This is a genomic window from Acinetobacter vivianii, from assembly GCF_014635885.1.
GTDB classification, from domain to species: domain Bacteria; phylum Pseudomonadota; class Gammaproteobacteria; order Pseudomonadales; family Moraxellaceae; genus Acinetobacter; species Acinetobacter vivianii.
Genome location: NZ_BMDR01000004.1, coordinates 214616 through 236317, shown reverse-complemented (window position 1 = coordinate 236317; position 21702 = coordinate 214616). Strand labels below are relative to the sequence as shown.

General features: G+C 40.8%; 23 protein-coding genes. 6 read left to right on the top strand and 17 right to left on the bottom strand.

Going from position 1 to position 21702, the window contains the following annotated elements:
* Positions 1–19: 19 nt before the first annotated feature.
* The 3 genes from IEV36_RS10035 to IEV36_RS10025 all read right to left on the bottom strand — a co-directional run bounded on the left by IEV36_RS10035 (position 20) and on the right by IEV36_RS10025 (position 2336).
* Positions 20–598 carry a 1-acyl-sn-glycerol-3-phosphate acyltransferase gene (locus IEV36_RS10035; RefSeq protein ID WP_005258607.1) on the bottom strand — a complete coding sequence of 193 codons (579 nt, stop codon included), beginning with the start codon at positions 596–598 and terminating at the stop codon, positions 20–22.
* Between the two features lie 111 nt (positions 599–709).
* Positions 710–1675: a 2-hydroxyacid dehydrogenase gene (locus IEV36_RS10030; RefSeq protein ID WP_005258608.1), complete on the bottom strand. Its 966-nt coding sequence runs from the start codon at positions 1673–1675 to the stop codon at positions 710–712.
* Between the two features lie 16 nt (positions 1676–1691).
* On the bottom strand, positions 1692–2336 hold the full coding sequence (locus IEV36_RS10025; protein WP_005258609.1) for a hypothetical protein: 645 nt from the start codon (positions 2334–2336) through the stop codon (positions 1692–1694).
* 280 nt (positions 2337–2616) lie between these two features.
* Here IEV36_RS10025 and IEV36_RS10020 point away from each other — a divergent pair, with 280 nt between their 5' ends.
* Together IEV36_RS10020 and IEV36_RS10015 are read left to right on the top strand one after the other, a co-directional pair.
* A complete protein-coding gene (locus tag IEV36_RS10020; protein WP_005258610.1) occupies positions 2617–3717 on the top strand; it encodes an MBL fold metallo-hydrolase in 1101 nt (366 codons plus the stop codon).
* 214 nt (positions 3718–3931) lie between these two features.
* Positions 3932–4567 carry an SDR family oxidoreductase gene (locus tag IEV36_RS10015; RefSeq protein ID WP_005258612.1) on the top strand — a complete coding sequence of 212 codons (636 nt, stop codon included), beginning with the start codon at positions 3932–3934 and terminating at the stop codon, positions 4565–4567.
* Positions 4568–4644: 77 nt separating this feature from the next.
* Here IEV36_RS10015 and IEV36_RS10010 read toward each other — a convergent pair whose 3' ends face one another.
* The gene (locus IEV36_RS10010; protein ID WP_005258615.1) at positions 4645–5241 is read right to left on the bottom strand and encodes an NAD(P)H-dependent oxidoreductase; all 597 of its coding nucleotides are present in this window, start codon (positions 5239–5241) and stop codon (positions 4645–4647) included.
* A gap of 99 nt (positions 5242–5340) precedes the next feature.
* Between IEV36_RS10010 and IEV36_RS10005 the strand changes: the two genes are divergently transcribed.
* Positions 5341–6252, top strand: coding sequence for a LysR family transcriptional regulator (locus IEV36_RS10005; protein ID WP_005258617.1), 912 nt, complete (start codon positions 5341–5343; stop codon positions 6250–6252).
* Between the two features lie 55 nt (positions 6253–6307).
* Here IEV36_RS10005 and IEV36_RS10000 read toward each other — a convergent pair whose 3' ends face one another.
* The 8 genes from IEV36_RS10000 to IEV36_RS09965 all read right to left on the bottom strand — a co-directional run bounded on the left by IEV36_RS10000 (position 6308) and on the right by IEV36_RS09965 (position 14606).
* The gene (locus IEV36_RS10000; protein WP_005258620.1) at positions 6308–7234 is read right to left on the bottom strand and encodes an alpha/beta hydrolase; all 927 of its coding nucleotides are present in this window, start codon (positions 7232–7234) and stop codon (positions 6308–6310) included.
* A 239-nt stretch (positions 7235–7473) separates the two neighbouring features.
* Positions 7474–8370, bottom strand: a complete 897-nt coding sequence (locus tag IEV36_RS09995) for an AraC family transcriptional regulator (protein ID WP_032863943.1) — start codon at positions 8368–8370, stop codon at positions 7474–7476.
* A 27-nt stretch (positions 8371–8397) separates the two neighbouring features.
* Positions 8398–9555, bottom strand: a complete 1158-nt coding sequence (locus IEV36_RS09990; protein WP_005258622.1) for an NADH-dependent flavin oxidoreductase — start codon at positions 9553–9555, stop codon at positions 8398–8400.
* Positions 9556–9647: 92 nt separating this feature from the next.
* Entirely contained in the window at positions 9648–10562 is a 915-nt protein-coding gene (locus IEV36_RS09985; protein ID WP_004770527.1) for an alpha/beta hydrolase, read from the bottom strand.
* Positions 10563–10684: 122 nt separating this feature from the next.
* Positions 10685–11563 (bottom strand): AraC family transcriptional regulator, encoded by an 879-nt coding sequence (locus tag IEV36_RS09980; RefSeq protein WP_005258623.1) that lies wholly within the window; start codon positions 11561–11563, stop codon positions 10685–10687.
* Between the two features lie 57 nt (positions 11564–11620).
* Positions 11621–12529, bottom strand: coding sequence for an AraC family transcriptional regulator (locus IEV36_RS09975; protein ID WP_005258624.1), 909 nt, complete (start codon positions 12527–12529; stop codon positions 11621–11623).
* Positions 12530–12691: 162 nt separating this feature from the next.
* The gene (locus tag IEV36_RS09970) at positions 12692–13990 is read right to left on the bottom strand and encodes a Y-family DNA polymerase (RefSeq protein WP_005258625.1); all 1299 of its coding nucleotides are present in this window, start codon (positions 13988–13990) and stop codon (positions 12692–12694) included.
* A 4-nt stretch (positions 13991–13994) separates the two neighbouring features.
* Positions 13995–14606 carry a LexA family protein gene (locus tag IEV36_RS09965; RefSeq protein ID WP_004770534.1) on the bottom strand — a complete coding sequence of 204 codons (612 nt, stop codon included), beginning with the start codon at positions 14604–14606 and terminating at the stop codon, positions 13995–13997.
* Between the two features lie 292 nt (positions 14607–14898).
* On the opposite strand from IEV36_RS09965, the gene IEV36_RS09960 reads away from it, so the two are divergent.
* Positions 14899–15129 carry a hypothetical protein gene (locus tag IEV36_RS09960; RefSeq protein WP_004770535.1) on the top strand — a complete coding sequence of 77 codons (231 nt, stop codon included), beginning with the start codon at positions 14899–14901 and terminating at the stop codon, positions 15127–15129.
* 221 nt (positions 15130–15350) lie between these two features.
* Here IEV36_RS09960 and IEV36_RS09955 read toward each other — a convergent pair whose 3' ends face one another.
* From IEV36_RS09955 to IEV36_RS09935, 5 genes are all read right to left on the bottom strand, one after another.
* On the bottom strand, positions 15351–15578 hold the full coding sequence (locus IEV36_RS09955; RefSeq protein ID WP_004770538.1) for a hypothetical protein: 228 nt from the start codon (positions 15576–15578) through the stop codon (positions 15351–15353).
* Positions 15579–15896: 318 nt separating this feature from the next.
* Positions 15897–16229 (bottom strand): hypothetical protein, encoded by a 333-nt coding sequence (locus IEV36_RS09950; protein ID WP_005258628.1) that lies wholly within the window; start codon positions 16227–16229, stop codon positions 15897–15899.
* Positions 16230–16486: 257 nt separating this feature from the next.
* Complete coding sequence (locus tag IEV36_RS09945) at positions 16487–16939, bottom strand: hypothetical protein (protein ID WP_005258630.1); 453 nt, start codon at positions 16937–16939, stop codon at positions 16487–16489.
* Positions 16940–17164: 225 nt separating this feature from the next.
* Positions 17165–18082, bottom strand: a complete 918-nt coding sequence (locus IEV36_RS09940) for a LysR family transcriptional regulator (RefSeq protein ID WP_032810389.1) — start codon at positions 18080–18082, stop codon at positions 17165–17167.
* Positions 18083–18235: 153 nt separating this feature from the next.
* Positions 18236–19216, bottom strand: coding sequence for an MBL fold metallo-hydrolase (locus tag IEV36_RS09935; RefSeq protein WP_005258635.1), 981 nt, complete (start codon positions 19214–19216; stop codon positions 18236–18238).
* 116 nt (positions 19217–19332) lie between these two features.
* Here IEV36_RS09935 and IEV36_RS09930 point away from each other — a divergent pair, with 116 nt between their 5' ends.
* Positions 19333–20277, top strand: a complete 945-nt coding sequence (locus tag IEV36_RS09930; protein WP_005258637.1) for a LysR family transcriptional regulator — start codon at positions 19333–19335, stop codon at positions 20275–20277.
* Positions 20278–20407: 130 nt separating this feature from the next.
* On the top strand, positions 20408–21478 hold the full coding sequence (locus IEV36_RS09925) for an AraC family transcriptional regulator (protein WP_005258639.1): 1071 nt from the start codon (positions 20408–20410) through the stop codon (positions 21476–21478).
* Positions 21479–21702: the final 224 nt, after the last annotated feature.

Sequence of the window (21702 nt, the reverse complement as noted above, 5' to 3'; positions counted from 1 at the left end):
GCGACGCAAATGATTGCGGCTAGATGTAACGCTGATCGACACTGAATTTTTCAGGGAATTTCGCATTAATCTCGGCATAGAACGACATGATTTCCATCATATCTTTTTCATAATCCCCTGTCGGGTAAACGATTTTTCCTACACCTGTCTTTTTCTTGGCATAGTCCATATAAGCCAAGGCAATGGGTACACCCGCCGTAATCGCGACATGATAGAAACCAGTTTTCCATTGTTCCTGTTTTGCTCGCGTTCCTTCTGGCGTCACCAACATGACCAATTTAGGATGTGTTTTAAACAGGTTGCTCATGAGCTGAACCATACTTGGGCGTTCCTGACCTTCCAGCTTCACACTACGATCAATGCCAATCCCGCCCATCGCCCGTACAAAAGGGCCAAATGGAAACTTCATATAGCTATCTTTGATGGTGATACGCACATTAACGCCGAGCGCTTTCAAGGCCAAACGCGCATAAAGTGCATCCCAGTTACTGGTGTGCGGAGCAGCAATCATGACACATTGGTCAATATTCAGATCCCAATGATTGTCAATTTCCCAGCCCATTAAACCTAAACTTTGTTCAGCTAATTTCTCAAACACCAGACGCCCCAAAATGAAGTCACAAAGGGCGCAAGTGTAGCAATATTCACCAGTTTAAAAAGATCGACTCGTGCAATAATGCAGCAATCAAATGCTCAGCATTGTAAGCAATTATTCAAATTTCGGATTGACTAGATAACGCGGCGTCCGATCTTCTAGAGCCTCAATCAGGTTTTGATAAGCAAGATTTACCATCTTCTTGCGTGTTTCCGCTGTTGCTGAGCCTAGATGTGGCACAGTTACGGCATTGGGTAATTCGAATAAAGGAGAGCTTTGCAAAGGTTCTTTGGTATAAACATCCAGCCCCGCTGCAAAGATTTTGTTTTGCTGTAATGCGTCAATCAATGCATTTTCATCGACCACTGAACCACGGGCAATATTGACGAATACTGCATGTTTCTGCATGAGATCAAACTCTGCTGCGCCAATCAGCGCTTTCGATTCAGTATTTAAATCAACGGCGACCACAATAAAATCGGACTGTGCTAACAGTTGATCAAGCTCCCGATATTGGGCATTGAAGGCTTGTGCAACTTCAATTTTTTCACGGCGGTTATGGTACAAAATATTCATATTGAAACCATAAAAACCACGACGGGCAATGGCAGCGCCAATATTTCCCAAGCCAATAATACCTAAGGTTTTTCCAAAAACATCGACACCAAATTGTTCAGTCGATACGGTACGTTTCCATTGCCCCTGTTTGGTCCATGCATCCAGATATGGAATTTGACGCGCTGCACTGAGCAATAATGTAAAAGCAAGATCTGCTGTTGTTTCAGTCAATACATGTGGTGTATTGGCCAGCCAGATTTTTCTTTGATTCAGATAATTTACATCGTAGTTGTCGTAACCTACCGAAACGGTAGAAATCACTTTTAGTTTTTTTGCTGGCGCTAAATTGCTTTCATTGAGTAAGCGCCCTGCTCCAATCATGGCATCGGCATCGACTACTTCAGTTCGGATTTGTTCATTGATATCACCAAGCTTGGGATTCAGTACCACCACCTGATAATCTTGCTGTAACTGCGCTATAACATCCTGGTCTATCTGGCTAAATACAACGACTTTCTTCATTATTAAATTCCGCTCTTTATTGCATGAGCTGCCACAACCGTCGTTTTAATAAAGGTTGAGCCAGCATTTCTTCCAAACTCGCTAAATGTAATATATTAGAATGCTGAATAAAGTCCAGTTGACCTAAGCATAATATTTTTTTACTGGTGGCTGTCGCGTCCAAAAAACCTTGGATATATGAAGACAATCCTCGGCTTTCCTGAAAAGCAGCCAATGGAAATGGCCATTTCAACTCGGCATATTGTCCCAGTCTGGCCTTTTGAATATTTTGCCATAACTGGCGTTGTGCATCGTTTAACTGACTGCTTTCTAATAAAATGGCGCAGTTTTCCAAGACATACATTTGCAATTCAAATGCTGGAATGTGGGCGGTAATCACGATCTGTTCTTTTTCAACAACCGCTTCTTTAACCACAGCTTCTGCAACAACTTTTGCTTGTTGAGGACGTTCAATTTCTGTGACTGGTGCTGTCTGTGGTATGACTTGGATGTCTTGCGCAACGGGTGCAGTCTCAAAGGTAAGCACAGGCGCTTGTTGAACGTCTTCAACCACTTGATCTCGCCATAGGCTGGGTGCAGTATTTTTTTGACATACGACTTCCCTAGGAATCCAGACATCTATTCCTAAAGTTGCTAATACGTTTCTCTGCTGCCCGATCATCTTACCTACTCATTGTCTACACTTACAGTCATTTTCAATACTGTAACGCCCGATAGTCTAACATAAACCGACCTCCTCGAAATGGCTTCCTTTTGCTCAATTACGCCATTACATATTCAGTCTCATACAGAAAAGTCGCATCTCATTCATTTAGGCAAATATTCAATAAAAATAGGCAACCTTTCATTCGTCGGCTTTTAGATAATATTTCATCATTTTGTCGCTTTGACTTTTTATTACTGTTGTATCGAATGCTCAAATGAAAAGGTTGACTCCATTTATGCTTATTCTTTTTGCGATCGCTGTGGTGCTGCTTATTGTGAGCAGTTTCATCTATACGCAACAACCCTTATTTGGTAAAAGCCCTTCTGGCGAACGCTTGCAATTGATTGAAAGCTCTCCCAATTATCGCCAAGGCCAGTTTCGTAATTTAATTGAAAAATCAGGTATGAGTGAAGGTTCCAGTATTGTGGTCGAACTTTATAAAACCTTTATCAAAACCATTCCACATCGTAATCCGATTGACCCTATTCCTTCGATTAAGACCAATTTAAAAACACTGGATCCCCAACAAGATGTGATGGTCTGGTTTGGACATTCGTCTGTATTCATGCAGCTTCATGGCAAAAAGTTTCTGATTGATCCCGTCATGAGTGGCAAAGCCTCACCTTTTCCTTGGGGCACACGCGCCTATAAAGGAACAGATATCTATCAAGTTGAGGATTTACCCGATATTGATTATTTACTGATTTCGCATGATCACTATGACCATCTGGACTATAACACCATTGTTAAACTCAAAGACAAGGTCAAATATGTCATTACAGGCCTGGGTGTAGGTGAACATTTCGAATATTGGGGTTATCCGCGTGACAAGCTGATTGAAAGAGACTGGGGAGATAAAATTGAGTTCGATGATGGCATCCGTATTATCACTGAAACGACCCACCATGACTCAAGACGGGCTTTTGACGGCGGTAAAAATCTTTGGGTATCCTTCGTGATCCAATCGCCTGATAAAAATATTTTCTATACCGGCGATGGTGGATATGACCAGCACTTTGCAGAAATTGGCAGGAAATACGGGCCATTTGATTGGGCCTTAATGGAAAATGGTCAATACGATCCAGCTTGGCGCTCAGTCCATTGTCATCCGGATGAAGTGGCTCAAGCCACAGAAGAACTGAATGCACGCAATATGATTCCTGTACACCATTCAAAATTCAGCTTGGCCAAACATGCATGGAATGAACCGATTACCCGTATTGTCGAATATTCGAGAACACGCAATTATCGCCTTGCGACGCCGATGATTGGTGAACTGATTGAACTCGATAATGAACAGCAAGTCTTTCAACAATGGTGGAAAAATATTCGTTAACTGAACCTGTCTCATCCAGCCTCATTTCCATGAGGCTTTTTTATTCCCCCTATCACAGACATTTTCACAGCTTCGTCAGATTAGGCAAACAACCCTGCATTTCAGGTGATTCTCCCGTTTAACTTTAAGCTTAAATAGAACCATCAACACTCAAGAAGATGATTCATAAATACTTATTTTCTTGGAAAATTATTTATATCGTTGGGAGTCCAAAATGAAACATGTGTTAATACTAGGCGCAGCAGGACAAATTGCTAAATGGGCGATTGAGCTGCTGGCAAATGAGCCTGACCTCACACAAACACTCTTGGTTCGTGATGCAAAAAAATTAGGTTCGGATTTACCTGAAAATGCCAAGCTTATTGAGGCAGATGTGTTGGATCTGGAACAGCTAAAGCAGGCGATGCAAGGACAAGATATTGTCTATGCAAATCTGGCGGGTGAATTAGAAACGCAAACACAGAATATTATCACTGCAATGCATGCGACAGGTGTAAAACGTATTATTTTGATCAATTCATTAGGAATTTATGATGAAGTCAAAGGCAAATTCGGTGAATGGAATCACAAGGAAATTGATATTTATCTTGGTCCGTATCGTAGAGCAGCAGACTTATTAGAAGCTTCTGATCTGGACTACAGCATTTTACGTGCAGCGTGGTTGACCGATGAAGATGAGATTGATTATGAAACAACTGAACGTCATGAAAACTTTAAAGGTACGGTCGTTTCACGTAAAAGTGTAGCTGCAATGGTGGTGAAAATTATCCAGACACCAAGCTTCGCCTCACGACAAAATTTAGGCGTCAATAAACCGAATACAGATGCAGATCGCCCTTACTTTATGTAAAGCTGTAAAAAGAAATCGGACAGGCGTTGGAGCATTGTCCGATTCTGCCAAAGGAGCAGCAAAAGGAATAGGAAATTTTAAACTGCGATCTGCTGCGCTTTAAGATGCGCATCTTTTAAAGCATCTGCTCTTAACGCCGCCATATCCAGACCTTCAGCATAGATAAAATCAACCTGATGAATTCCCATCAAGCCTAAAACAGATTGAAGATAAGGTGTTACAGCGTCGGTCGCTTGCCCAACATGAATCCCGCCGCGACTGCTCATCACAATGGCTTTTACCCCTTCCACCAAGCCTTGCGGATAGGTTTCTGTATATCTGAAAGTATGGCGGGCACGAGCAACCAGATCAAACCAGTTTTTCAATTGCGTCGGTACATTCAGGTTGTACATCGGTGCACCGATCAGCAATAGATCAGTTGCCTTAAGCTCAGCAATTAATTCATCCGATAATTGAATAATTTCCTGAATTGGCGCTGCGACATTTTCAGCACCACGTAAAGCGTGGAATATTTCAGCATCCAGTACAGGTAAGTTCAAAGTGGTTAAATCACGAATAATGACTTCATCTTGCACACCATTTTCAGCACGTTGCGTTAAAAATGCATCAATTAAACGATTGGTTTGCGAGTTATCACCCATGATGCTCGATTTTAATACCAACACTTTCGCCATGTTTGTTCTCTATATCTTTGATGTCGTCATCTTACTACTATATTTTATTCACCAGTAGTGATACTATTTCATAAAATTGATTCCAAAAACTCTACAATAATGCAAACAGAACTCAGCACGATTTCAATCTTTGTCGCCGTTGTTGAAGCTGGTAGCTTTTCCAATGCCGCAGAACAATTACATCTGACCCGTTCAGCGGTCAGCAAAAGCATTGCCCGTCTGGAAGATCGTCTTGGTGTCTCTTTATTTAAACGCACCACCCGCACATTAAGCTTAACTGCTGAAGGCACCTTATTTTATGAACACAGTCGTCGGGCCTTAACAGAAATCACCACAGCGGAAACCTTGCTGGATCAAGGTAAAATCAGTGCCACAGGTCTGTTAAGAATTTCAGCCCCTGCACTGTTTGGGCAACTCTATATTGCGCCCTTGATGGTTAACCTTGCTCAACAACATCCAGACTTACAAGTTGAGCTTTCTTTAAATGACCGGACTGTGGACTTGGTTGATGATGGTTTTGATCTGGCCATCCGTATTGGGACATTGCCAGATACCACTCATTTAGTGGCAAGGAAACTTGGGGATCATCGCATGTTACTTTGTGCGACACCCGAATATCTAAAACGCTCCGGCCCAGTAAATACACTGGACGATCTACAGCAACATACCACCATCGGCTACTCTTATTCGGGCCATCTACAAAAGTGGTATTTACAGGATGAAAATAAACAAGCTTACTCCCTAAAGCCCAAGGCCAAATTTATGCTCAATGATATGCAAGCCATTAAAAAGACGGCTTTATCACATCATGGCATTGCATGGTTACCCGACTGGCTCATCCATACCGAACTCCATGACGGTACTTTGCTACAAGTCTTGGAAAATTACTCGAGTATATATTTCCCGATCCATGTGGTATGGCCAAACTCGCCTTATATGCCGCTCAAGACTCGCTTGGCTATTGATGAATTCGTCGACTGCTTACCGCAGCAACTGACCACGCCAATCTAAGCAAGCTGCCATAAAAAAGACAGGATAAACCTGTCTTTTTTGCTTCACGCAAGGATTAAAGGTGTTGTTTAAAAAACGGAATGACTTTTTCTAAAGCTTTCGCTACAGACTCTGGCTGATCATACAATTCATAGTGCGATGTATTTTCCAAAACCAAAAGTTCTTTCTGCTTTGAGGCGGCACGATTAAAAATTTCATAGCCATCCCGATAAGCACCAAACGCACCTAGTTTATCTCCAATCACGACCAAAATCGGTTGAGTAAGCAATATTTCTGATAAATGAAATGCATCCCAGCCCAATGCCACACTCATTCGCGAGAACAAAGCACGGGTTGCACCATTCGGCTGTTGCCCTCGTGACGTTTTGTAGTAATCCGTTGCTTCTAAAGGATCAATATCGGTGATCCCTGCTTGTTTACCCGCCTCCACTGAAGCAGGAAGAAAATCATTGACCAAGTGTGCCGCACCACGCGCTTCAGCGCTACGTTGTTGTGCAATAGTCTCAAGACCATCAATTAAAGCCAGCCCTGTACCGCCATAGCCTTCGCGCATCATCCGACCAAAATTTACTCCTGTAATTGAGGTAATCGCTTTGAGACGACGTTCAGTTAATGCCGCATTTAGCACATAAGCACCGCCACCACAAACGCCTAATGCACCAATACGGTTTTCATCCACGAACTCTTGTGTCACCAGATAATCCACGGCATAGCGAATGTCTTCAACTCGATGGTATGGGTTTTCGATAAAACGTGGTTCTCCACCGCTTTCTCCCTGAAAAGAGGCATCCAGCACTAAAACTACAAAACCAGCTTCCGCTAAGGCTTGACCATACACATTGCCTGAGGTTTGTTCTTTACAGCTTCCGATGGGATGAACGCTGACAATCGCAGGATATTTCTTACTGCGATCAAAATCATTGGGGAATAAAATATTTGCTGCCGATTCCCATGCCAAATTTTTATATTGAACTGCTTGCATGTTAAGTACCTCACCAGATGATTACGTATAACGATAATCCGTTTTTTAGACTGGATTTTTGCTTTTCATGCAATGAGTATAGAATTGTAAAACCTGTTTAAATTGCCTATTTTGACGGGATATTTGCCTATTTTATTTATTCATACTTATTCAATATTTTGTCATGAGTTTCAATCAGATATAAAAAAACTAGCGCCACCTAGTACGCTAGCCCCTCATCTTCTCAAGCATTAAACTCTTTAAATCAGTTGTAAGTCCTGAATATCTCTTTGCGGTGCATTACCAAACAATCGTGAATATTCACGGCTAAATTGTGAGGCACTTTCATAACCGACCAATCCAGCCGCATGTCCAACATCCAGATGTTGATTCAACATCAAATGCCGTGCTTCTTGTAAGCGCAATTGCTTTTGATACTGTAACGGACTCATTCCTGTAATTTCACGGAAATGCTGTCTAAACGTGGAAGGACTCATATAAGCCTGCTCTGCTAGATCATCCATCCGAACTGCCTGCACAAAATTCTGCTTTAACCATGTCACAGCCTTGGCAATCTTCTGACTGACGGAACCTGTCTTGATCAACTGGCGTAAATAAATAGCATTAACCCCAGTGAGCAAACGGATCATAATCTCTTGTTGCAAGATTGGATAAAGCTGTGGCAATAGAACAGGCTCATTCAACAAATTCACTAAGCGCTGAATGGTCTCAAGTAATGCATAATCAATCGTTTGAACACCAAATGAAGGATAAACCTGTTCATTCAAATGCTCCTGTCCCATCTCGGCAACCATTTCCCGAATCAGTTGTAGATCCAGCTGTAACATCAACCCAAGAAAAGGCTGATGTTTTATACTATTTCGTGTATGACTAATCACAGGAATATCAATTGTGGTCAACATCGACTGTCCAGCGGTATAGGTCAGAATCTGCTGTCCCACAATGATTTGTTTCTCACCCTGTAACACCATGCCTAATCCGAGCTGGTAAATACAATGAGTCGCTTCCGGTTCAGAACGGCGATGCAAGGACAAGGCAGGAATCGCGGTTTGATGATCGCCATCCGTTGTAATGAGCTGGTTGACTGCCTGCACTAGAGCCGTCATCACCTCATTCTTATCTTCATGAAACATCATACTCTCCTGCCTCCACCTAAACACGCCTCAAGCTTGCTTTGCTTTAGCCTGATAGAGCTTGAACCAACCTTCTCGTACCTGTATTTCCTGCCATAAATGATCTGGAATACTCAAATAAGGGACATCAGCAGAATTGAGTTCCACCGTAATTTCGTCGTATCGCCCCTGCTGGACCAGCTCAACCCAGTTCGGATTCATGACTAATGCTTTACCAATGGCAATGAGTGGTAAACCTAAATCCAAAGCCTGTTCGGCCTGCTGCGGTGTGCGTAACAAACCTGCGGCAATCACAGGAATACGATTCGCAACGCGTTGCAAGACCTGTTGAATGGTCAACTGCTGCTCAAGATTGTGTTTAGGAACAGCGTGTAACACATCGGTTAATGACACATGCAAATAATCAACACCATCGGCAATTAACTGATCCATCAGCGCCAGACTATCGGTAATCTCTAAACCGCTGTCCTCATATTCCTCAACAGAAATACGATATCCCAAAGCAAAAGGACGTTGCGCATGTTCCCGAATAATGCGCTTCACTTCCCCTACAACGGCTAGCGGAAACGCCATCCGCCTCTCCAATGAACCACCCCATGCATCGTCACGCCGGTTATACAAAGGCGAAAAGAAATTCTGAATCATAAAGCCATGCGCACCATGCAGTTCAACGCCATCAAATCCAGCCTCTATCGCCCGACGCGTCGCCTCACCAAAAGCACGGATTAACTGTAAAACTTCATCATGTGACAATGCGCGACTAGCAAGCTGCTGATGTTTAAATGGGCCTGCGCTAATGGCGACAGCACTGGCGCTCACAATATCGGCATCAGGAATCAGGTCAGGAATGGCTTTGATGCCTGCATGAAAAATCTGCAAGATGGCGGGTGCACCACCACTTTTAGCCGCTTGGGCCAATTGCACCAGACTTGGTGTGAACTGATCATCAAAACCAGCAAATTCACGGGTAAACCCAAGTCCGCTCTCCTGTACATGTGTACAACCTGTAATCACCAAGCCCACGCCTTTAACACGCTCACGCATGTATTCAAGTTCCTGAGTTGAAATAGTACCGTCATCATTTGCCGACCATGTGGTCATCGGTGCCATAACGATTCGATTACGCAAACTCAATGCTGAAGTTAGTTGAAAGGGCTGGAATAATTTAGAATTCACGGAGGACACCATTATTCATATTGAATTGGGGATTTTTCAGAAGTAGTAAGTTGGCCAGCAACCTGACCAACTCCAAATAGCGAGAATAAAATCAAAAATCAGAATTAAAGATTGGCCTGATAGAATGGAATCAGCTTATCTAGCGCAATCTTGACGGGTTCAGGCTTGTCATATAAGTCGTAATGCGACCAACCTTCAACCACAACCAGTTCTTTATTGGTCGATGCCGCACGATTGATAATTTCAAAACCATCACGATATGCACCAAAACCACCTGGCTTACTTCCCACCACAACCATCAAAGGTTGAGTTAATAAAATTTCTGCCAGATGGAATGCATCCCAGCCAACAGCAACTGCATTGTGAGAGAACAATGTTTTATTTACGCCATTCGGTTTTTCACCACGTGCCGTACGGTAATATTCAGTTGCTTCTAAAGGATCAATATCGGCATGATCGGCTTTTGCAGCTTCTACCGTTGGATAGAGACCCTGATCGACTCGAAGCGCTGCGCCTCTGGCCTCAGCCGTTCTTTGTGCTGCAATAGCTTCTAAAAATGCAATCGGATTACCAGCGCTGGCTTCACGCATAACACGACCATAATTTGCGCCTGTAATCGTTCCTACTGCTTTAATACGGCGTTCGGTCATAGCGGCATTGATCGAGTAACCACCGCCACCACAAATGCCTAAGACACCAATTCGGTTTTCATCGATATAGTCCAGTGTAACCAGATAATCAACCACAACGCGAAAGTCTTCAACACGTAGCGATGGATCTTCAATATAGCGAGGCTCTCCACCACTTTCACCCTGAAAGCTTGCATCAAATGCAATCACCACAAAACCAGCTTTGGCGAGGGCTTCACCATACACATTGCCTGAGGTTTGTTCTTTGCAACTGCCAATTGGATGTGCACTGATAATGGCTGGATATTTTTTGTTTTGATCAAATGCAGGGGGAAAATATAGATCTGCGGCAATATCCCAATAGGTATTTTTGATTTTAACTGCTTCCATTTCATCACCTCTTGAATGTCGGAAATAGTAAACAAAGAAGTCTTTGCTGATGTGATCAGTTTAGAGACTTGCTACAAATCAAAGTTGCCTATTCTTGAAGATTGTTTGCCTATTTTGAGGATTTAATGCTGTAAATCTTGACGAGGACTGTTGCCGAACAATCGTGAATATTCACGCGTAAATTGTGACTGACTCTCATAGCCAACCAGATCAGCAATTTGCTGCACATTCATGGCTTGCGATAAAACCAGCTTTCGAGCCTCCTGCAATCTCAATTGTTTTTGATATTGCAACGGTGTCATACCCGTCACTTGCTTAAAATGATTTCTCAATGTCGCTGCACTGATATTTGCCTGTTCGAAAGCAGTTTCTATACAGTTTTCTTGAAGAAAGTGATTTCTTAACCATTGGATTACACTAAAAATATTCTGATTTGAAGCCTTTGCTTTCACTAGATTCCGCAAATAACGCCCATGTTCGCCAACCAGTAAACGGATAATAATTTCTTGCTTGATCAGTGGAGCGAGTTGCTCAACCAGTGTCGGTTGCTCGATCAGTCCGACTAGACGCGTTAACGCATCAGCCAATCCATGATCCATAGATTCAATGGAAAATGCAGGAAGATTTTTGAGTTCTATCCCTTCATCCAATGCCTGCACTGTTTCAATAATCAGATTCAGATCCAGTGCGAGCATCATTCCTAAAAACGGTTCATGATAAGAGGCTTGGGTAACGCGACTAATGGCGGGCAAATCAATCGTAGTGAGCATCGTTTGACCAGCGCCATAACGATACACTTTATCGCGGATAAGCACCTCTTTTTGCCCCTGCAACACAATACCTAACCCAAGTCCATAGATACAATGAATGGACTGCTTGGTGGTACGACGATGCAAAGAGAATCCTGAAATTTCCGTCTGGAAATCTTCGATTTGAACCAGCCCATCGACTCTATGTGCTAAACCTCTGACTCGTTCTGATATCTGATCGGACTCATCCATCGCAAAACCTATCCACTTAAATCTCTCAAGTTACAGGGCTTATCCTATGTTAAATAGCTATAAACCTTGTCGCATTCGTTGAATATCCCGCTGGGGCGATTCCCCAAATAAACGACTATATTCACGGCTAAATTGTGAGGCACTTTCATAACCAACCAGCCCCGCTGCCCGGCCTGCATCAACATTCTGATTAAACATCAAATGTCGGGCTTCCTGTAAACGTAGCTGCTTTTGATATTGTAAGGGACTCATGCCAGTCACAGCACGAAAGTGCTGCCTGAAAGTCGAAGGACTCATAAACGCTTTATCCGCCAAATCATCCATACGCATAGGTTGTACATAGTTATGTTTGAGCCAGCTCACCACCTGATGGATTTTATGATGTGCCGAACCTGATTTCACCAATTGCCGTAAATAAATTCCATGCGGACCATTGAGTACCCGCACAATAATTTCTTTCTGAATCAGGGGAACCAGATGAGGAATCATCACTGGTTCATCTAGCACCTTCACCAATCGCAAAAATGCATCCACCAATGCTGCATCGACCGACTCCACGGAAAATGAAGGATGATTCTGCTCTGACTCCATCCATAATTCTTGAGGCATATCAGCAATCACCTGATTCACCATTTGTAAATCAAGTAACAGTAAAACGGCTAAAAAGGGCTTCTGCGGTGAAGCCTGAACAATATGGGAAGTAACGGGCAGATCAATCGTGGTCAGCATACTTTGCCCTTCTGAGCATTGATAGACCTGATCCCCAATAACGACTTGTTTCTGCCCCTGCAAAATTATGCCAATGCCTAGATTATAAATACAATGCGCACTGTCTGTCGGATGTTTGCGACTATGAAATGAAAGCTGTGGAATGTCCGAGACATGGTCGCCCTGCACCTCTGTAAAACGTGCAATTGCGTTAATCAGTTGCTCGGTCGGTATATGTCTTTCTACAGAAATCGCCATACAAGGTGTCTATCCCAATAAAACGTTAAGTCAGAACCAATAATTTGATATTAAAGCACTTTAATTTATGAAATGTGCGTTGCGTGATATCACTTTCAGCTTAATCAAGCTGGGGGTAGAGAGTATATAAGGATTTGGTAATACCGATTACGATTAGAAATATTATAAAACTCTCAGAACTTCATCCCACTTGGTCAAATAACTGGGAGATTTATGATTCTGGGTCATACTCCATGTTCGTCCATGCGGCGTAATTAACCGGCCTAAAGTCATGACATCCCGACCAAATTTTTTATTGATCTCATCAAAGGCCAGTGACAGGTTCCGTCGGGCGATCAGCTCATCCGTATCGTGGAATAAATCGACTGCGTGACTACGTTGCGGAATAATATCCAGTAAAATCACTTCGGCTTTTTTATAGCGGTGTCCTGCCTGATAAATACGGTCTAGACCTTGTTGCACTGCTTTCATGATCTCAAGTCGATCATCACTATAGTCAGCTAGATACACCACCGTAAACGGACGATAGTAATTTTCTTTATTAAAGCGATTGGTACGGATACTCACCCCGACCGCTTTACAGAGTAAGTTCTGTTGCCTCAGCCGTTCTACCGCACGTAAGGTAAATTCAGTTAAAGCTCCACTTAGGCTATTCTTATCTTCAATCGGCTGCCCAAAAGAACGGCTACTCAATACTTGCTGACGATCAGCGATCACATCTTCAATTTCTAAACAGGCCATACCCTGTAATTCTTTCACCGTATTTTCCATCACCACTGAAAAATACTTTCCCATCATTTTGGGATCAGCTTGTACCAAATCCATAACCGAGTAAATATTCATTTTTTCCAGACGTTGCCGAATCTTGCGACCCACGCCCCAAACTTCACCAGCAGGCATATTTCCCAGCAAGCTCTCAATCACACAGGGATCTTCAGCCACCATATTACAGACACCGTTAAAACTGGCATGATTCTTGGCTAAATTATTAGCAAGTTTCGCCTGCGTTTTGGAATAGCCAATCCCAATACAACATGGAATACCCAACCATTTTTTGATTGTGTCTATAATCTGTTGGGCATATTCACTTAAATCATAACAATGTTGATAGGCCGTCAATTCCAGAAAACTTTCATCTATCGAATAGATTTCCTGCTCACAAGGATCGACGAAATTACCCAATATATTCATGAAACGGCGTGACATTTCCGCATATAAGGCATAATTACTGGAAAACACCTCAACCTGATGTTGCCGGATAATGTCCTCAATCTGAAATACGGGTACAGCCATTTTAATACCGAGTTTTTTGGCCTCATAAGAACGGGAAACCACACAGCCGTCGTTATTGGACAGCACCACCACAGGACGATTTTCTAACTTTGGATTGAACACGCGCTCACAACTGACATAGCAGTTATTCACATCAATCAAGGCAAAAATACGTTGTGGTAGGCTCATCGGCTTATCTCATCGGTTTCAGGTTGTAAGTCACAACACCCCAGATCAGTAGCTCTTGGCCTTCGCTAATATAAATATCCTGATAGTCTGGATTCTCAGCTTTTAACCAGACTTTTGGTGGATTGAAATGATGATCAATCATTAAACGTTTTACGGTAAAGTCATTGTCAATTAAGGCGATAACGATATCACCCGATTTGGCAGATAAACTGCGATCCACCACGAGAGGATCATCAATATCAATGCCCGCATCCAGCATTGAAAGTGAATTTGCTTTAACGATAAAAGTAGAATTTTCATTACGAATTAAAAACTGATTTAAATCCAGTGCTTGTTCAATATGATCCTGAGCAGGCGATGGAAAACCCGCTGCAACACGTTCCGTTGCAAGCGGAATATGGTAAAGTCGATCATTATTGGCTTGTACATTTTGTATTTTCAATGAGGAGGTCAAATCAGAACGTGAGCCTGTTTTGACATTATTCCGTAACCAGTTTTTGATGAAATCTACTTGAGACTCAGGTACACGAATCACTTTTGTTGGTTCACTGAACTGGGCCTTTCGTCCAGCATTAGCTCTGGCACCGCCATGTTCAAATTCCGTTTTTTTGGTCATATCCCCCCCTTACCCAAGTCTAAAATGCGTTTAAATAATTTAACTTGAAAAAGTTACAAATTCAAGTTGACGGCCAATTAATTTTGCATAACAATAAATCCCATAGATCAGATTTTGGCTTGTTTAACTTAGACAAGGATGTGAAACAAAGCAAATTAATGATTTAAATGAATAACTTATGATTTTTCAACGGTTGTTTTAAAAGAGTAAGCTATTGATCTGATTCATAAATATTTCTGATCTTTCAGCAGTTAGGTTTTATTCAAATATTTTTGATGTGGAGACATGAAAAATGAACAATCAACGTGATGCTATTTTAGGTTATGCAGACGAACAACATGCATATTTTATTCGTCTGATTGAAAACAACACCGTACTTGGCAATAGCTATGGGCTCTTTTGTGAAAGTCCAGACAGTGAAAGTGCCGAGAGTATTATGACCACACTTTTCCTCAAGAAATCCTTCTGGTTAAATGGTTCAGAATTTAATGATATCGTGAAAGGCCTCAACCCAATTACTTGATCCAGACCACTCTGAAAATGATATTTGATTTAGAAAGAGCTTGGACTCCGCACGTCAACCCGCCAGCTCTTTAAATCATCTCCCGTGCAGTACCCGAGAGATATTGATAGAATAAAAATAATTGATGAAGAAAACGATATTTTTTATGATCGGCAACAACAGAACCCACTTATTTTAATGCTAAGTGGGTTTTCTATAACAGAAATTGAACTTTATTGAATTTAAACGAATCTTTTATCGTCCACAGGTGCAACGAGTTTATAGATTTTTCCATCTGCTTCACTTTCAAACAGCCAATCTATATTTGGATGAATAATATGCCCTTCAACTTCGATATGTTCAACACGTTTAAAAAACGGAATATCCTGATCTTCGAGGTCATTTAACTGGGCCACGACAATAGACTCATTTTCTTCTTGATCTTTTACGATGACTGTAATCTTATCCATAACAGTTCTCCCAATAATCTTGTTCATAGGACTATGGGAAATTTTCTATAAATTGTCGATCAAATGGTTGTAACAAGAGTTATAAGTATTATAGTTTTATTCTTTAAAACGCTAAGTCATTGAAATTCACTCTAAAATCATGGTTTTTTTTAATATTGAATTAACCATCGGGTTACAATGAAGGGAGGAAACGTTTCAAAATAATTCCAAGCACAATGTAATCACTTAGATATCGATATTTCGCTTTATCGCGTTTTGAAGCCTCTAATCTTAGATCCAAACTTGCCTGATCAAATCCCTTTGATACCTGAGCAACGGCTATTTGCTTGCCACTTCCTCGGTAGTATTTTTCACTTTGGCTTTTTCTATCGGCTGTAGTTGCGGTTCTTTTTCTACATCATTTCTGAGTTCAAGATATTCCCGCGCATCCTCTCTACGATGGATACCGCCTAGCTTTAAGGCTTGGGTATCTACTTCCTCATTAATATTGGCTTTTTTCACAGATTGCTTAATAAGCGATTTTTTGCTTTTGTCCGTAGAGATCTGAGCAGCGGGAACAGGCTCTAAATTCTGTAACTTTGCAGATGCATCAGCAGCAAAAGTCACTGTTGATATAATAAAAATAACCACAGAACATAGTGTCTTTTTCATTCTCAAGCCCAATAATTTTTAATTTTAGTGATGAATATTATCATGTTATGTTGTATCAATTGGCATAAAATTTAGCTTAATCTTTACCTAAATCCGGCCTCCCTCTATCTTTCAATCTGATTCGACGAAAAATAACTTATTCAGCAAGCTTTTGTATTGTTCATCGTGGTTCAAGCCCTGATTTTTATAATATTTACAGCAAAAAGCATAACGATCTCATTTATCTACTAAAGAGATCCGCTGCTTATTCAATCGAATCAGATATTCTTGATTTCTTCTGCGAAGTCATCACTCCTAAAATAAGAGATAATTCTTTCGCCACTATGTTCATTTCGTATATCTAAAACGACATTTGGATCGCTCTGGAAGGTAAATTCAGGCGGAATATTGGCATGAATCGGCGCTAAGCGTTTTACCCCACCTTCCGTAATTTTTTCAATAAAACCTGCAAGCCATAACACAAATTCATCTTTATGCTTGTAGCTCGGGATTAAACTGATATCCAGAGTCATTCGTCGATCTTTAAATGGCTGCTCAAATCCGTCAACAAAATCAATATAGTTATAAATTAGCTTAAGATCTGTATCGACAAGTTCTTTACGGATTTGTTTAATGATGAGATTCAGACAATCTTGTTTATTGTCGGTAAATCTATCATTTTCCTTAAATTTCCGATAAATATTTTCAGAAATTCTTAAATATTGAGGCATTTCTATTTCCTTTAGGTGCAAGCTGTTATTCTTATTTTGAGATGAAAACTATTTTTTAATTGTAAAGATTCCCACCTTACATGTAAGTAATACGAGGGTTCTGCAACCGCCTACACATTTTTTAATAGAATTGGCTTTATTCATTTTATTATTATTAGATAAAACGCTAAGCAAATAATAGACTTAGAGTAAGTCTATCAGTTACTTTGCAAGGTAGCTTAAATATTAATTATAGGGGTTTTCACGAAAGTAGAGTTGCTTCAAGATTTTTGAGAAATAACTCACCTTATCCAGATATTTCTTATCTGAGTAAATAACGCCTAGATTCAGGTTTACCTTAAAATCCTCTACCAAAACAGCCTCTAAATCATTGTTAGACTTCATATAATGATCAAAAAATGGTTTCGGCAATATACTTAAACCTTCATCATTTAAAATACTGTCCAATAAAAAATCTATTCCAAAGGCTTCTTTATTCACATCAAAACTTAACTGTTTTTCTTGTAAGACATCACTTAAAAGTTCTCTTAAGTAACATCCCTCAGGCGGCATGACCCACCCTTTTTTGCAGCAACTCTCTAAATCGCTATATTGTTTAACGCCTACATTTTTAGACACGATGACCAACGGTACTGCACCAATATTTAAAAAAGATAAATGCACTGGTAACTTGAAATTGGATGGCAACATGACAATCGCCAGCTCCAGCTCCTTATTCTGCACCTGCTGGATCAGGCTTTGCGCTCTGCCCCCATAAATATCAAACTCTGTGGAAGATTGAGCAAATTTATATTTTTCATATAGGTACTCAGACAGACCATCCATCAAAGTAATTGAAATACCGACTTTTACTTTTTCCTTAGACAGTCCAATTTCCTGTTCATATACACTTTCCAGCTTTTCAAGTTGTCCAAGAATATAACGCGCCTTAAAATAAACTTTCTCTCCCAGTTGTGTTAATCGTAACGGTCGACTTCTTCGATTAAATAGTTCTCCTTGCACTTTCTCTTCGAGCTGATTGATACGCTTGGTGATCGTGGATTGATTCACGTTCAACTCTTTAGACGTATCTGCCAAAGAAGAACTCTCGACAACATTAATAAAGGTTTCTAAATCTTTAATCTCTAACACTTTAATACTCATTAATTGCTTATGAAAATTTCGGATATTCTTCACGACTTCCTTATTGAAAACGTAAGAAAGCACATGAAAATTCGTTATCTTCAAGATAATGGTGCACTTAAATAAGATTAGAATCCGTGATTGGATACATCTTCCTATGAATGAGGATGGTAATTACCAGTTGCCTCTTCGATGGTTAGTCACCCACCGATACATTCCCTGAATATTTGGTATTTTCATCGTACTAAAACCTGTCCAGCTTTGTACTTCAGGACTAAATTTTACGTTTCGATAGAGTTGATCCCATGACTGTCCTGCACGAACCAAATCTAAAACTTGTTGATGTAAATCGATAATGTAATGACGGAGTGCAATCTGATCTGCACGTGTGGCGGGCGTATAATGCCCAACATCAATAATATCCACATCCTGATTGATCACCCAATTCAACGTATCAATCCAGCCTGTGTAATAAAAATCTAAAAAATCATTGTAAGGCATGCTCTTACTTTCGCAGACATCCGTACATTGCAACGCTTTATATTTTGGGAAAAGAACCATCACCATACTGTCGGAATGGCTAGGTGCAACATAATGTAATAAGACTTCCTCACCTCCTAATGTGATTTTCATATCCTGATCAAAAACTTTATCGGGTAATGCAGTCGGTAATTTCTCTCCGACAATAGGTTCAACCGCACGTTGATTTGCAATGATGGTTGCACCCGCATTTTTAAAGACCTGACCGCCACTGATATGGTCCGCATGGGCATGGGTATACACCACATATTTCACAGGTATATTAAAGCGACTCTTGATCTCATCTTTTAACCAGGTAGATGTACATGTCATTGCTGGATCGATTACCAATGCACCTTCTTTAGTAATCAAGACAAAACCACTATGCACCGCTAAACCAGCACCTGTAGTATGACGATAAAGATTGCCCTTGACCTGTGTTAAAGCGCGGGGATTATCGGGACATGCAGCTGCAGTAAAATCCGCCAGCATGGGTCGATTCTGATATGCAGACTGATCAAAAGTTTTACCATTATCCTGAGCAGCAACTGAAGTGAATGCAAATGACATCAAAATAGATACAAAAACTTTATTTGTCAAACTCTTACGAATCAGTTGATTTTTATATATACTCATTTATAAAAATCCCATCCATATACCTTTAAATAATTTAGCAACTTAAAGAAATTGACAGAACTCATAAAAATCACAATATACTGTTCTAAAAATAGCAACAATGATTTATAGGGCGAATGGAAAAACTCGACGATCTTTTATTATTTACTGAAGTTGTAGAACACGCAGGCTTTTCAGCAGCCGCGCGTAGTTTAGGCATACAACGCTCTAAATTAAGTCGACATATTGCTGATCTTGAAAATAGAATGGGCATTCGTTTGTTACATCGAAACACCCGAAATGTTGTATTGACGCCAGCAGGTGAACAAGTCTATCACTATGCTGTAGAGCTTAGACAAGCCGCACGCAATGCTTTTTCTGTCGCCTCAGACCTTTCCAGCACACCTCAAGGCACATTAAGAATCGGTTGCTCTTCAACGCTTGCTCAAGAAGCGATTGTTCCAATTCTGGGCTTGTTTATGCAGGAATATCCTCAAATACGAGTCATTATCCATGTTGCAGACAGCAATATCGATCTGATCAGCTCCAAGGTTGATCTGGTTTTTCGCATTACTTCCAAAGCGCTGGAAGACTCGAGTTTAATTGTACGTCCAGTCTGCGCGATTCCGATGATACTGGTCGCAAGTAAAAACTATAACAACGGTAAAGTCCAAGTAGAACATCCGAGTGAACTGACAGCCTTCAACTATATAACACTAGGGATACATGAAAATTATGTATTAAAGGACTTTGTCCACAAAAATGGTGACGTATTAAACGTACAATTTGAACCCTATTTAAGCTGCGGAAATATGTCTGTTATAAAGTCTGCTGTTAAAAATGGAATGGGAATTGCCATTCTTCCACATTATTTATGTATTGATGAATTAAGAGAAAATCAGTTTATTGAAGTGTTTAGCGTTCATTCGCAATGGTCATCTCCTGACTCTTTAATGAATGCACTGCTTCCCACACGACAAAATGTTTTACTCGTCACCAAACTCTTTCTGGATTTTGCGATGCCATTGCTGCGTAACAAACTTACTCGATTTGATTTTGATATAGAGAGTTTAAATACATAAACTTAAAAACAATTTCACCGTGCGGATTCTATGGCTTACAGAAAAAATGAAGGGGCTGTTTTGAGGTTATTGAACATATATGCGTCGTTATACTAAAACGATACTATAGGTTCATATATTGCAGGGCTCAATGGAAATGAATTTATCCTCGCAAGAACTAGCAGTCGATAGTGCTGTTCTGGTCAGTTTAATCAAGCATATTCTAGATAATGCGGCGATGTTTCAGACCAGCCGCTCAGCTTTGCTCCTTGCCAGTGGCCTTGACGAAAAATTACTGATTGATCCGAATGCCTGTATTCCCCTGTACTATCTGGAACGTATTGTGAATTACTGCTACCAGCTCAACCATGATCCTCTGATTAGTATCAAACTGCTACAACAACTCGACCCTACGGCTTACGGGGTATTGGGACATTTAGTACCACTGAGCGGTACCTTGGGCGATGCCATCGAAATGATGCAGCGCTACCAGCAATTGATTGGAAGAATCGGTAGAATATCGCTAACAAGAAAATCTAATCTGGTCTATTGGGGCTGGGATTGCAACTCCCAACATCCGATCTTTGTGCGCTGTGCAACAGAAAATAATCTGGGCTACTGGTCTATGTTGGTACGGCTGATCAGGGACAATGGTTATCCCAATTTACTGGCAGTGCACTTTCATCATGAAATGACCGATAAAAATGATATTGCATTGTTAAGCATCTATGAGCAAACATTTCAATGTCCTGTCTACTTCGGCATGCCTGAATCAGCTCTGATTCTGTCAGATAAGGCACTCAACCTTCCACTAAAGACAATGAATGCTGCCCTATATGATAGTGTCGAGCAATTAGCACGCAAACTTCTTGAGCAGATGGTAATAAAAACTACCTTGATTGAACAGGTTAAGGCGCGTATTCGCCTGATGCTTCATCAAGGAAAATCTTCCAGAAAAATGATTGCAGTACAATTAGGAATGAATGAACGAACTTTAAGCCGCAACTTACAACAAGAAGGTAAAACCTATAGTCAGCTTTTAAATGAAGTCCGTTTGGAACTTGCAGAAAATTATCTTCAAGATAAGAAAAATACAGTTGAATCGATTACTAGATCTTTGGGCTTTAACACCAGCCATTCATTTATTAGCTGGTTTCGCACACTAACCACTTATACACCTGGGCAATATCAAAAAAATTTGTTGATGTATAAAAAGAAATAAATCTATCTCATGTATCAAGCTTAGTTTGAGTCACACTATTTTCTTCTCTATATTTGCCCTAAAAACACAATGAGATGTCCTGCTTCCGTTATTTTGTCTTCTATCATTTAAGCTTATGCTGGGTAGGCCTATCATTAGGAAATGATATAGATGCGTAAATGGATTGCAATCTATAAGTCTGGTGAATAGCCAACTCATTATTAGATCTTAGCCATCATCCTTTA

Bases quoted from the DNA above. Each gene is read 5' to 3' on its own strand.
- IEV36_RS09965 (WP_004770534.1), bottom strand. From the start codon at position 14,606: ATGACCAAAAAAACGGAATTTGAACATGGCGGTGCCAGAGCTAATGCT.
- IEV36_RS09980 (WP_005258623.1), bottom strand. From the start codon at position 11,563: ATGGATGAGTCCGATCAGATATCAGAACGAGTCAGAGGTTTAGCACAT.
- IEV36_RS10010 (WP_005258615.1), bottom strand. From the start codon at position 5,241: ATGGCGAAAGTGTTGGTATTAAAATCGAGCATCATGGGTGATAACTCG.
- IEV36_RS09990 (WP_005258622.1), bottom strand. From the start codon at position 9,555: ATGGTGTCCTCCGTGAATTCTAAATTATTCCAGCCCTTTCAACTAACT.
- IEV36_RS09930 (WP_005258637.1), top strand. From the start codon at position 19,333: ATGGAAAAACTCGACGATCTTTTATTATTTACTGAAGTTGTAGAACAC.
- IEV36_RS09940 (WP_032810389.1), bottom strand. From the start codon at position 18,082: ATGAGTATTAAAGTGTTAGAGATTAAAGATTTAGAAACCTTTATTAAT.
- IEV36_RS09950 (WP_005258628.1), bottom strand. From the start codon at position 16,229: ATGAAAAAGACACTATGTTCTGTGGTTATTTTTATTATATCAACAGTG.
- IEV36_RS09945 (WP_005258630.1), bottom strand. From the start codon at position 16,939: ATGCCTCAATATTTAAGAATTTCTGAAAATATTTATCGGAAATTTAAG.
- IEV36_RS09985 (WP_004770527.1), bottom strand. From the start codon at position 10,562: ATGGAAGCAGTTAAAATCAAAAATACCTATTGGGATATTGCCGCAGAT.
- IEV36_RS09960 (WP_004770535.1), top strand. From the start codon at position 14,899: ATGAACAATCAACGTGATGCTATTTTAGGTTATGCAGACGAACAACAT.
- IEV36_RS10020 (WP_005258610.1), top strand. From the start codon at position 2,617: ATGCTTATTCTTTTTGCGATCGCTGTGGTGCTGCTTATTGTGAGCAGT.
- IEV36_RS10025 (WP_005258609.1), bottom strand. From the start codon at position 2,336: ATGATCGGGCAGCAGAGAAACGTATTAGCAACTTTAGGAATAGATGTC.
- IEV36_RS10005 (WP_005258617.1), top strand. From the start codon at position 5,341: ATGCAAACAGAACTCAGCACGATTTCAATCTTTGTCGCCGTTGTTGAA.
- IEV36_RS09995 (WP_032863943.1), bottom strand. From the start codon at position 8,370: ATGATGTTTCATGAAGATAAGAATGAGGTGATGACGGCTCTAGTGCAG.
- IEV36_RS10030 (WP_005258608.1), bottom strand. From the start codon at position 1,675: ATGAAGAAAGTCGTTGTATTTAGCCAGATAGACCAGGATGTTATAGCG.
- IEV36_RS09955 (WP_004770538.1), bottom strand. From the start codon at position 15,578: ATGGATAAGATTACAGTCATCGTAAAAGATCAAGAAGAAAATGAGTCT.
- IEV36_RS09970 (WP_005258625.1), bottom strand. From the start codon at position 13,990: ATGAGCCTACCACAACGTATTTTTGCCTTGATTGATGTGAATAACTGC.
- IEV36_RS10000 (WP_005258620.1), bottom strand. From the start codon at position 7,234: ATGCAAGCAGTTCAATATAAAAATTTGGCATGGGAATCGGCAGCAAAT.
- IEV36_RS10015 (WP_005258612.1), top strand. From the start codon at position 3,932: ATGAAACATGTGTTAATACTAGGCGCAGCAGGACAAATTGCTAAATGG.
- IEV36_RS09935 (WP_005258635.1), bottom strand. From the start codon at position 19,216: ATGAGTATATATAAAAATCAACTGATTCGTAAGAGTTTGACAAATAAA.
- IEV36_RS09925 (WP_005258639.1), top strand. From the start codon at position 20,408: ATGGAAATGAATTTATCCTCGCAAGAACTAGCAGTCGATAGTGCTGTT.
- IEV36_RS09975 (WP_005258624.1), bottom strand. From the start codon at position 12,529: ATGGCGATTTCTGTAGAAAGACATATACCGACCGAGCAACTGATTAAC.